The organism is Clostridium zeae (genome assembly GCF_017312485.1).
Classification (GTDB): Bacteria; Bacillota; Clostridia; order Clostridiales; family Clostridiaceae; genus Clostridium_AR; species Clostridium_AR zeae.
Map to the genome: position 1 here is coordinate 103,493 of NZ_BMBA01000008.1, position 12,340 is coordinate 115,832.

The following is a 12,340-nucleotide window of genomic DNA, read 5'->3' on the forward strand; positions in this document are numbered from 1 at the left end:
ATCTATATTCTCCAGTATTCAAAACCTGCTTCTATAGCTTTATTCTTATCTATTATAGCTTTTGTATCCATACATATTGGATTTTTACTCATAAATGATTTTAATTCCCTACACTCTAAGTTAAATTCATGCTGTTTTGCAAGTACCATAACTATATCGGCATCTTTAAGTGCCTCACCTTGTGAATCAACTTTAAAGCTATACTTAGTAGGAACTACTGGATCAAAAGCTCTAACCTCTGCACCCTTTTCAATAAGTATGTTACATATATCAATTGGTGGACTTATTCTATCATCATTTGAGTAATCCTTCATAGCAAGTCCAAGCACTGCTATTCTGCTACCCTTTAAACTTTTACCCATCTTACATAAAAGTTCTTCAGCCTTGCTTGCTACAAAGGCTGGAAGTTCAGCATTCTTAGCTCTAGCAAGCTTAAGTATCCCCATATCAATATCCATTTCTGCCGCCTTTGGTTGGATATAATGATATGCATTCGGTATACAATATCCACCAACTCCTGGACCTGGTGTTAATAAATTAACTCTTTTATGTGTGTTTGCAAGCTTAACTACTTCAAATATATCTATTCCTAAACCTTCTGTAAATCTAGCGAATTCCTGAGCCATAGCTATATTTACATCTCTTTGAACATTTTCAAAAACCTTTGAGGTTTCAACTGCTTTTATATTTGTAGCCGGTATAACTTCAGCTTTACAAACTACACTAAGGACTTCGATTGCTCTATTTAGACTAGCTTCATTTATTGCACCTACAATAGTAGGCATATTAGCAAATTCATCGAAAGCAAGTCCCTCAGCTATTCTCTCTGAAGCATAAGCTAGATAAAAATCTTCGCCAGCTTTCATACCTGACTTTTCTTCTAATATAGGTAGACATAAATCCTCTGTTGTACCTGGTATAACTGTGCTTCTTATTATTACTAAATCACCTTTTTTTAGATTGCTACCTATAGTTTCACATGCAGACTTAAGGTAATCTATAATATATTCACCTTCTTTTATAGGTATACCTACTGTAACAATTATATTGTTGCTATTTCTAACTGCTTCTCCACCATCTGTAGTAGCTTTATATCTTCCGTTGTTTAATTCTATATTTAAAACTTCTTTTATTGTTACATCATGAAACTTCTCAGTGTGATGAGTTATTCCCTCATTAGTCTGCTTAACTAGTATTTCATCAACATCGACACCTATTGTGTCACAACCTCTAAAAGCAAAGCTCAAAGTAAGAGGAAGTCCTACGAATCCTTGTCCAAACACGCACACTTTTTTGTTGATAGAATCCGTTGGAATATTTTCGTTAAATTGTTCCATAAATTCTTCTTTTATTTCTAATTCATTTACTGCCATATCACTTACTCCCCTTTGAATTCTTCTGATTTATATTTTCTTTTATTAAAATAATATAGAATATTATCTACTATTCTCTTTGAAGCCAAGCCATCACCATATGGATTTACCGCAGTGCTCATGCTTTTATAAAATTCTTCATTATACAGCAATTCTTCAGCATTTTCTAATACTACATTATAGTCTGTACCTACTAATTTCACTGTACCTGAATTTACTGCTTCAGGTCTTTCAGTAACATCTCTTAGTACTAATACCGGTTTACCGAGGTGAGGTGCCTCTTCTTGAAGACCACCTGAATCAGTCATTATCATATAGCTTTTATTCATAAGATTATGAGTTTCTTTAGTATCCAATGGAGGTAGTAGTTGTACTCTCTCTTCGTTCAACAAATGTTTTTCTACCACATCTTTTACAACAGGATTAAGATGAACTAAATAAACTAACTCAACATCTTTATTTCTCTTCACAATACTCTTTAGAGCTTTGCATATATTTTCTATTCCTTCGCCCCAATTTTCTCTCCTATGTGCTGTTACCATAATTACTTTTTTATCTTCAAAATCTATATTATTTAAAATATCATTTTCAAATTTATAGTTATCTTCCACAGTTTTATCCATTGCATCAATTACAGTATTGCCTGTTACAAATATATCTTTTTCTTCTATTCCTTCTCTCAAAAGATTCATTTTAGAACTCTCAGTTGGCGAGAAATGCATATCAGCCATAGCTCCTGTTAGCTTTCTATTCATTTCTTCCGGAAAAGGAAAATATTTATTAAAAGTTCTTAAACCAGCCTCAACATGCCCTATCTTCACTTGATTACAGAAAGCTGCATAGCTTGCAGCGAAAGTAGTTGTAGTATCCCCATGTACCAGTATTATATCTGGTTTTACTGATTTGATGAGATTGTCTAACCCTTCGATAACCTTAGTTGTTATACCAATAAGACTTTGCTTTTCCTTCATTATATCCAAGTCATAATCTGGTTCTATATTAAATAACTTTAATACTTGATCAAGCATTTCTCTATGCTGAGCTGTTACACACACTATGGACTCTATTTCTTCTCTCTTCTCTAACTCTTTTACAAGAGGAGCCATCTTAATTGCTTCTGGTCTTGTACCAAATACAGTTAGTACTTTTATTAGATTCCCCAATACAATATCCCCCTATCTAGCGTGCTCATCCCCTAAAAAAACTTTGAAGGTCTTAATTATTAATTTTATATCAACCAAAGTACTTCTTTCTCTTACATACTTAACATCTAGCTTCATCCAATCTAAAAAACCAATGTCACTTCTTCCTGAAGTTTGCCAATAACAAGTAAGCCCAGGCTTAACCTCAAGTCTTTCCAGCATCCATGCTTCAAGCTTTGCTACTTCCTTTGGAAGACTTGGTCTTGGTCCAACAATACTCATCTCACCCTTTAATATATTAACAAGTTGAGGAAGTTCATCTATGCTAGTTTTTCTTATAAATCTACCTATTTTAGTAACCCTAGGATCTTCTTTCATTTTAAACATAGGACCTCCGCCCATTTCATTATGTTTTTGAAGTATTTCCTTTAGCTCCTCTGCATTTACAACCATGGACCTAAATTTATACATCTTAAACAGCCCTCCATTAAGTCCTACCCTTTGTTGGGAAAAGAAAATCGGGCCTTTTGAGTCTAGTTTTATCAAAATTGAAGTTATTAAAAAAACAGGTGAAGCCACTATCAAACCAAGTAAAGCTCCTAGTATATCTAGAATTCTTTTTATTGTGTGATATACAATTCTCCTGTCGCCTTTGATAGCAAAATTATTATTAATTTCCTCTTTTACAACAATTTCTTCTTCCATAGCTAATTCTTCTTGAATTTCCGCACTAAATAATTCTTCACCTAGGCTAGACATTAATCCTTCCCCCTTACCATAAAATTTATAATGTTATATGTTTATTTAAAAACTCTATATAAAATTCATTAATTTTTCAATTTTATTAACTTTTTTGTAACGTTTTTATTATAATACCGCTTGATTAGCATGTCCAATTATAGCGTGCAAGACTTTTTCCCATTTTTTTCATTTATTATTGTTTTTTATTTAATTGAATTATAACACATACTAACACTTACATTCCACACTTAAATTAATGCATCTAAAACCATAATAATGCATATCACTAAATATACACCAATTATTACCAACATCTTTTTTTGTCGAAGTCCTTGTGATATATTACAATTTATTGTTTTATTTTCGTAATTTTGTACATATATTTGCATTCTGCATATCTCTATAATACATTTTAACATTATTAAATCAAATTATACAGACATTTACTCCCATTCTCTTTGATTTGCTTTACTTTTATATTAGATAAGTTGCTTGACTTCTCAATACATAATTCACACATTTTCACATAATATACATAAAAAAGTCGTTGAGGTGATCTTATTTAGCAAACTTTTTTTACACATATAGCTTCATTTGGTAGATAAATAGGCTTTTACTATATGACTGTAGATACTATTAAAATCATTTTAAATTACTAAGTTTTGCTGTCATTAAAATTTTATAATTCCTTCTATAATAAAAAAATGTATTACCATATCACAATTTGTCGTAATAGGGTAATACATCTATCATCTCTAATCTTTTATATCATTCTCTAAAGTCTCCTTAAAACTCTGCTTCAATTGATGCTTTATATATTTACTTATTGGGTTTAATTTTAAGTACGCTTCAGCATGCTTTTGTTTAATTCTTTCTATCTGCTTAGCAAAATTCTTACTGCTATTTTCCTCTAAATCACTTAGATAATTATAATAGGTTTTATAAACCTTTGGGCTATACTTCTCTACTGAGAGTATACTATTCCAAATACTAATAGCATCCTCATACTTTCCACGTTTTCCTTTAACATATGCCATATTCCATTTAAGATCTAGATCTTCCCCGTCATATCTAATTGCTGTTTCTAAATTTTTTTCCATTTCATTAAGAAGCTTTGAATCATAAATTTCAGAATATTGTTCCCTATAACTGTCACTCATAAGCTGATAATATCTACTATCTCTAAGTAGTACAGTTGAAATAACACTTCTTCCACTTTCATAATTGCTACTACTTATCATATAGTTTCCTAGCTTTAATGCACTTTCATTATATAGAAGGATTGTTAAAAATATAAGAATCCCACAGATTACCGCAGTAATGCTTTTTTTTCTTAAATAAAATTCTTTGTTATACTCTAGGACATCTGAAAGTGGCAACATATAAAGTGCAAATATACTTGAATAAGAAAAATCAAAATCTAATAAGCTGTGAAAAAATATTATAATTAATATGCTTATGTTTAAAGCATTTATAGCTTTGTTTTTATCATTAAAATTCTTACATCTTTTAATTGCAGCATAAAAGATCAAATATAAAAACGGAACAACCGCTAGTACTCCTATATCAAAAGCTATCTGTAGCACTGAATTATGCACATACTTTACACTATAATTGGCACTTTGAAAATAGTATTGTAGCTTACTAAAGGTATTAATTCCATGTCCAAAGGGTATATTTTCTATGGCTTTAATAGCATCTCCAAAGATTATCATTCTTTTCTGAATTGATCCATTGGTAAAAGCTAGATTTCTTATTCTTTCAATGCTATTACTGCTACCTGCAATTAATATAACTATAAACGCAGCAATAATTACAGCTAACCCAAAAAGTTTATTTCTGCTCTTGTATCCTTTATTAACACCTTTTGCTATTAACTCATATATGTATATTAATATTGGCGCAAGTAGTAGTCCTGCTATAGAAATAGTCGATATTAAACTATATAAGATAACTCCCATTAAAATATTTGCAACAGGCTTAACTTGTTTTTTACTTACTAAAATGACTGTACTATATATAACTAAACATAAAAATGTATTCCTTGACCCTGTAAAAAATATTGCAGTTATAAATATAATATCTATTGTTGTCTTATAAAAATCTTCTTTCCTTATATTGTTTATATGTATAAGAATCAAAAGGGATAATGCGAAGGTATTTGCATATCCAAACAAGCCAAAGACTCTTAGCTTTAAATACATCGTTTCATAAATAACTGATACCAAAGAAACAGCCGCCATTATATACACTGTATATTTCATAATGTCATCTTTTCTCTTATTTTCCTTCAAAGAACAGTAAATCACATAGTAAAATATAGGAGATAAATATAGACTTATTCCTCCTAAGGCTAAGAAGTTAAAATTGCTTACTAAGGAGATTACAGCTAAAAGAAATAAGATAACTAATGCAATTATTATATTTCTATTTAAAGCAACTTTTTTTACATATAACGCAATATATATGATTGCCACTAAGGGTAAAAGTACATTACCAACTTCAAATCCAATAACAGTGTACGGAATCAAAAATGGCAAAACAAAAATAAGTATATCTTTATTCAAACTACCTCCCCCTTCAGTTTAGATATCATATTATATCATCTTAAGTTTTATCGATAAAATTTAAGATGATTAAATAAGTTTTTAAGTACTATAATACTTAGTTTAAAGAATAAAAGAGATGGCTTAGCCACCTCTTTCATTATAAGTAATTCCCATCTATTTAACAACGTTAATATCATCTGTTAACTTTAATAATTTTTCTGTGTTTTAAAAATACAACACCTAACAACATGAGCATTGAACCTATTGTTACTATTGCAGTTGTTCCGAAACTTGAACCTGTCTTAGGTAGCACTTCAGTTGTATTGGTCGATTTTTCCGCTATTATAAACTTACTAAAATGAGGTGTCTTGAAAGTTATTTTGTTTCCATCTACCTTAGTTTCCATAAGTTCAAATTTCTTTGTTTCCTCATTATAATAGAATACAGCTAAATTATTCTTGTCTAAACCTTTTAACTCTTCATCACTTAAAGTCAACGTTATCTCTGCAGCTCCATTAGCAAACTTATGAACTGCTGTCTTCTTATCTCCATCAACTACTGTAAGGTCAAAACTATATAGTTTCTTTACAGCTTTTAATCCCTTAACTAAATCTGTGTTACTTTCAGCTGAAGTGCTTAAAACTAACTTAGCTGTGTCAGTAAGTAATGTTTTATCTACCACTGAAAATGGCAAGTTTAAAAGATAGTTTTGTCCCACTTTAACTTGAAGTGAGCCCATTCCTTCTTTTATAGCTTTTGTATCTGCTATTGTAACTTCTACCTTATTAGCATTAGATGTGTTTGCCACCTCAGCTAAATTTGCTCCATCTTTATCTAACTTATTAACTGCTATTGGTAAAACTCCATCTTTAACTGGACTTACAACTACTTCTTCTGTTGTTGTAGTAGTTGACCCATTTGGTTGTGTTGATGTGTTTTGACCGTTTGTTGTACTTCCATTGGAAGGATTATTTGAGTTAGATCCTGTGTTTCCAGTATTACTTGTACCGCCATTATCTTGTCCACTTCCAGTTGATGGTGTACTTGGAGTTGTTGGTGTACTTGGAGTTGTTGGAGTTTGTGGTTCAGTTGGTATGTTAATTACATAGGGATTTGTTTTATTATTTATGATTTTGTATATATATTTATTATCACTTCCACTTTCATCTTTACCTTTAATCAACCCTGTTGCTAAAAGATTATTGTCATCATACACATAAATATTATTCATATTAGAATCTACCTGATATTTCTTAACCCATTGACTATTTTCAAACTTATATACAAATCCGCCTTCTACTCTCCAAAAGTTGTTATAATAATCTTTAGTAAACTTATCATCTAAGATATCAAATAACTTTTCACCTTTAGTAAGTATGTTTCCATTTACATTCATTTTATAATAAAAATTATCTGATTGATCCTTCTTATTGCATAAATGCAAGTATATTTTATTATTAGAAACTAGTACATTTACTACGTTATAATTTTCTTTAGTTTGGTCATCAAGTTCATACTTTTTAAAACTTCCATCCTTATTTATCTTTTCTAAATAAACATCTGAATCTGATGGGTCAGTCACTTTAAATAAAAGCACATAATAATTATCACCATCAACCGTATCATTGTACCATTGAGTATTGTCTTCATATTCAACAACTTTATCATCTGGAGTAATTATGCCTTTTTTATAGTCTTCAGAGCCTATTGTTGAGTAATATCCCCATCCTCCATAATTCTTACTAGTAGCATAACTTGAAATACCTATCTTATATTTATTACCATACTTCTCGCTTATAATTTTCTCTTTTTCAAAAGTTTTATTTAACCCTGAAACCTTTCCTTGCTCCATATCAAATATATAATATTCATTTTTTTGATTTCCTTCATCAGTGGAATACTCAAATTCCTTATAGTTCCTTCTGATCCCAATATTTCCATCTAACTTTTTCTTCACTCCATTATCAAAATAACACTCTTCTGATTTACTCGTATTATCATTAAAAGTTTGCGTTATTTGCGTTGCTAATTTATCTTTATATAGATAGTTATATGATGTTTCTCCTTCATCATAATTTAAATATTTAGGTATATTTTCTTCTGCACTAACTCTCTTGTTAAGAACCCCTGTTGGAGATAACGTTAACATAGAAATACATACTACTGCTAAACTCATAATTTTTTTTACTTTATTCATATCTCTTCCCCCTAATAAACCATTTAAATCAATAGTATATTATATCCATAATTGTTACAATAGTCTAAGTCATAATTTTCTTAATCACCTACAAGTAAGCTTTTCCTACCGGTAATATACTATTTTAATATTTTTACCTTTTTGATAAACTATTTACAGCACTATAATTTCATAACAAGGAGTTTTTATATGAATAAGCTTTTAAAACATATTAGTAGCAATAGAAAAAAATCTATAATACTTGCAGCTTCTGGTGTTGTTTTATGCGTAGCTGTAGTAGGAGTGTTAATACATACTAATAATAAAAACAATAAAACTAAAGCTAACAACACTGTATTAACTGACGAAAAAAAGCTATCAACAACAGCAAAAGCTAATGAAGCTGATTCAAATAAAGATAAAACACAAACTGAAGCAGTTGTTGCAAAGCCAGAATCTCAATTTGTAGAGCAGAAGTTTACTGGTAAAACTACTGAGATAGTTAACTTTAGAGACAATCCAACTGAAACAGCTAATGTAATAAGTAAATTAAAACAGCGCACTATTGTTGACGTTTTAGGTAAGCAAGAGGATTGGTACAAGGTTAAATATGCTTCCAAAGAAGGCTGGGTAAATTCTAAATGCCTTAGCGAATATACCGCTGATGATAAAAAGGCCGACGAGGAAGCAGCAAAAAAACAACAAGAAGCTGAGGCGGCTGCAAAAAAAAGTGCGGAAGCTGCTAAGGCAGCATCTAATAGTACTGCTTCATCAAATAAACCTGCAACCACTACTAATCAACCCGCTGCTCCAACACCTGAGGTAAAAAAAGGTTTTAAATCTCCGCAGTTATCAAATAGCAGCCAGGTTATCTTAGTTACAACCAGTAGCATGAGTTCTAGCTATGCTAATATAAAGTTCTATCAAAAAAATGGCGAGGATTGGAACTTAAAGACTGAAACTAACGGAAGAGTAGGTACAAGTGGTCTAGCCTATATATCAAATAGAATGCAGTCTACTGATAAAACTCCTGCTGGGGTACTTGGTATATTAAGTGCCTTTGGAATAGCTGATAATCCAGGTTCTAAATATAGCTATACTAAGGTTACTGATGATATGTACTGGGACCTTAATAGTGGAAGTTCAACTTACAATAGACTTATACATAACAATCCAGGCGGCGATTTTGAGCATCTTGCAAGTTATCCTAATCAATACAAGTATGCACTAGTTACAGATTATAATGTTAATCAAACTGCCAACAAAGGTGGAGGAATATTTGTTCACACAAATGGCAGTGGCGGAACTGCTGGTTGTGTTTCTATGCCTGAGGCACAGATGAAAGATTTAATTACTTGGGTTGACCCAAGCCAAAATCCTAAGCTATTAATAATTCCAAGTAGTGATTTAAGTAAATACTGGTACTAAGATTAATGCTTACTTAATAATATAGATAATAAAAATTAATAAACATATATATTTACATATGCTGGTATACAAAAAGAAAAAGCTAGAAAGAGCATAAAGACTCTTTCTAGCTTTTTGATCAATTAAATTTAAAATGATACTTCTGGAACTTCTCCACTTTGAGTAGTAACAATGCCTCCATGCAATTTTGGAGAAGCATTCCCTAAAACAGGAACAGCAACTACTGCTACCAACATTACACTTAAAATAACCTTTGCAATTTTATTTCTCATTCCCAATCACCCCTTAAATATATATGTAACCATCATACCATATTATGGTTTATATTACATTATTTAATTGGCAAAAAATTAAATTATTTTCCAAGGAATGGTTCTAATTTATTTAAAAATTCAATGGATTTGCTACTATCCCCTTGTTTTACAGATACTTCCGCTAATTTATATAAGGCATAGCTTTTACCCTTTTCAATATCATATTGCTCTAAAGTATTTAAAAAGTTTTCCATAGCATGCTTTATCTTATCCAAATCATTTATAGCTTCATAAACTTTTACTAAATCTTTATAATTTTCTAAAAGCATATCAAATTGTTTATATTCCTCTGCAAGATCTATAGCTAATTCAAAAAGCATTATGCTTTCATCACAAAATCCCTGCTTAAAAAATACTTGCCCTTTAGTGTTTATTGTATTAGGTAATGTCTGCTTACTTACCTTGCTTTTTAACCTTTGAGCTTCGGTAACATATTTCAACCCTTGTTGAAAATCATTAACTTCGAGATAATATCTACTTATATTGTTATATAAAACAGCTAACAGCACTTCGTCTTCATCTTTGATTTCTTCACTTATATTAAAATACTCTTTAACCGCCTCTTCTTTTCTTCCTAAGTCATATAAGCTAACTGCTTTAGTAACCCTTGCTTGTATAATAATGCCTCTATTTATTTCATTATATTTGGGGTTAGTAAGTATGTTATCATCTATAGTCTTTATACACTTATCATACTGCTTAGTATGGTAATAAGATAATGATAAATTATTCATGGCCTTTAAAAGAGTTGTATCATCATTTTCTTGAGAAGCATAACTTATAGCCTGTTTATAATAAAATATTGCTTCCTCATATTCATTTACCTTAGCCTTACAAGACCCTATACTATTATAAATAACAACCTGTGACTTATCGTCTTTAAGTTCTTTATATTTACCAAGAGCATTGCTTAAACTCATGAATGCTTTAGTATATTCTTTTTCTTCAATATACTTATCACCATCTAATTTATATATTCTAGCCGATATATCATCTAATTTAAATTGTTTAGCTATTTTTATAAGCTCTTCAAGTTTTTTGTGATCATTTTCTTTATGTAACTCATCTTCACAGTAAAACCTTGCATCCTCGTCTGGTTGCCTCGAAAAATATTCATCATCTAAATCTAGGTTAACAGAAATTCTTTTTCCTATTTCATTAAACCTTTCAGCTAAAGCTTTTGAGCTTGCTTTGCTTACATTTCTTTTTCCACTCTCCATCATGCTTATGAAGGCTCTTGTCATATTGGCACCTTCAATCTCAGCTTGGTTAATTCTAAACTTTTTTCTCATAAGTCTTATTTTTTCACTAGGACTATAAAAATCCAACCCAATCACCCCTGCCCCTTTTATCACTTAATTTACAAAATTGCTTCTCTACTGAAACTTATTTTATACTTGTTCAAAAATCACACCCTTATACTTTTCAACACGCATAAACTAAAAGTTAAAGCTGAAACCTCATACATCTATAATTATAATACTTTTTAACAAAAAATCACTATAAAACATAAAATAATGTTAATAAATTGAAAGTTTTCTAGTTATATTCTTAATATGTTAAATTATTAATTATAATACTATTATTGACCACAAAAAGTGTTATCATAACCAACTTTCATTAACATAATTTATTTAAATTTGTAATTCCGGTTTTTATTTAGGTTATGTTTTAAAATATTGTTTATAACATCTCTTATTTATTAAAGAAATCTTTAATAAAGCCTAATCCATTTTTTAGATATTGGCTAAAATCTACTTTTATCTTTATTATATTGTCTTCAATCTTTGCATCTGAAATTTTAACATTTTGAAGTTTTACTGTTATCTTATTCTGAGCTTCATCTACTGACATGAATTGATTTTCATTTTTCTTCAATTCTTGCATAACCGTGCTGTTTGCTATTTTAATTTTTCCTATATGCGCATTTTCAAGCAACATAACAATATTGTTGTTTTCTGTCTTTAAACTAAACACCATTTTATATTGAGTATTAAGTGCACCTAAGAGCTGTACCTTCTTATAGAATATGATTTTCCCATCTACTATTTCTGCTCTAAAATCTTGAACATCACTATTTGTTGCGATAAGGCTGTTTAATTTATTTTCATCAATGTTTACATTTAAAATAAAGGTCTTAAGGTCTATATCCTTGTTTGTAAATAAATTAGTATTTGAAGAGTTTATCTTACTTGCATCAAAATATTGCACTTCTTTTTCAGGCTTTATAAGGAATATTCCCACCCCTATAAGCACAATTATAACTATTATTATTGTGGACCATGCAACTTTTGTTACTCGTTTCATAATGCATCCAACCTTTCTTATATTTCTCCTGTACTTACTTGTACTTTGCATTTAACAATGTTGTTTAAATAAAGTGGCTATACAGGAGATTCTATATAAATTATATACATTTATTACTTTATTTATTAATATCTTACCACATTGCCTCACTGTATAGTTTTTAATCTTCCAGAAACCAGTGATTAATTCTATGTTACGTGAAAAAAAGGAAGAACTGCTGTCAAAATTCTCATTTTAACAGCAGTTCTTCTTTTTAATATTCTAGATTTGTAAACAAGCTTTCCATATTATAAATCTATAATTTATACTA

General features: G+C 30.1%; 9 protein-coding genes. 1 reads left to right on the forward strand and 8 read right to left on the reverse strand.

Annotation, left to right across the window (positions count from 1 at the left end; all coding sequences use genetic code 11):
* Positions 1–2: 2 nt before the first annotated feature.
* The 5 genes from J3477_RS22465 to J3477_RS22485 form a co-directional block, all read right to left on the reverse strand.
* Positions 3–1,373, reverse strand: coding sequence for a nucleotide sugar dehydrogenase (locus tag J3477_RS22465; RefSeq protein WP_206872483.1), 1,371 nt, complete (start codon positions 1,371–1,373; stop codon positions 3–5).
* 5 nt (positions 1,374–1,378) lie between these two features.
* Positions 1,379–2,536 (reverse strand): non-hydrolyzing UDP-N-acetylglucosamine 2-epimerase, encoded by a 1,158-nt coding sequence (gene wecB / locus J3477_RS22470; protein ID WP_228731345.1) that lies wholly within the window; start codon positions 2,534–2,536, stop codon positions 1,379–1,381.
* Between the two features lie 12 nt (positions 2,537–2,548).
* On the reverse strand, positions 2,549–3,274 hold the full coding sequence (locus tag J3477_RS22475) for a sugar transferase (protein ID WP_228731346.1): 726 nt from the start codon (positions 3,272–3,274) through the stop codon (positions 2,549–2,551).
* A 737-nt stretch (positions 3,275–4,011) separates the two neighbouring features.
* Positions 4,012–5,823 (reverse strand): O-antigen ligase family protein, encoded by a 1,812-nt coding sequence (locus J3477_RS22480; RefSeq protein WP_206872484.1) that lies wholly within the window; start codon positions 5,821–5,823, stop codon positions 4,012–4,014.
* Between the two features lie 175 nt (positions 5,824–5,998).
* A complete protein-coding gene (locus tag J3477_RS22485; RefSeq protein ID WP_206872485.1) occupies positions 5,999–8,002 on the reverse strand; it encodes an LPXTG cell wall anchor domain-containing protein in 2,004 nt (667 codons plus the stop codon).
* A 189-nt stretch (positions 8,003–8,191) separates the two neighbouring features.
* Here J3477_RS22485 and J3477_RS22490 point away from each other — a divergent pair, with 189 nt between their 5' ends.
* Positions 8,192–9,409, forward strand: a complete 1,218-nt coding sequence (locus J3477_RS22490; RefSeq protein WP_206872486.1) for an SH3 domain-containing protein — start codon at positions 8,192–8,194, stop codon at positions 9,407–9,409.
* Positions 9,410–9,537: 128 nt separating this feature from the next.
* Here the strand turns inward: J3477_RS22490 and J3477_RS22495 are convergent, their stop codons facing one another.
* The 3 genes from J3477_RS22495 to J3477_RS22505 form a co-directional block, all read right to left on the reverse strand.
* Positions 9,538–9,681 (reverse strand): hypothetical protein, encoded by a 144-nt coding sequence (locus J3477_RS22495; protein ID WP_206872487.1) that lies wholly within the window; start codon positions 9,679–9,681, stop codon positions 9,538–9,540.
* An 83-nt stretch (positions 9,682–9,764) separates the two neighbouring features.
* Positions 9,765–11,051: a CDC27 family protein gene (locus J3477_RS22500; protein ID WP_206872488.1), complete on the reverse strand. Its 1,287-nt coding sequence runs from the start codon at positions 11,049–11,051 to the stop codon at positions 9,765–9,767.
* Between the two features lie 367 nt (positions 11,052–11,418).
* A complete protein-coding gene (locus J3477_RS22505) occupies positions 11,419–12,030 on the reverse strand; it encodes a hypothetical protein (protein ID WP_206872489.1) in 612 nt (203 codons plus the stop codon).
* Positions 12,031–12,340 lie beyond the last annotated feature (310 nt).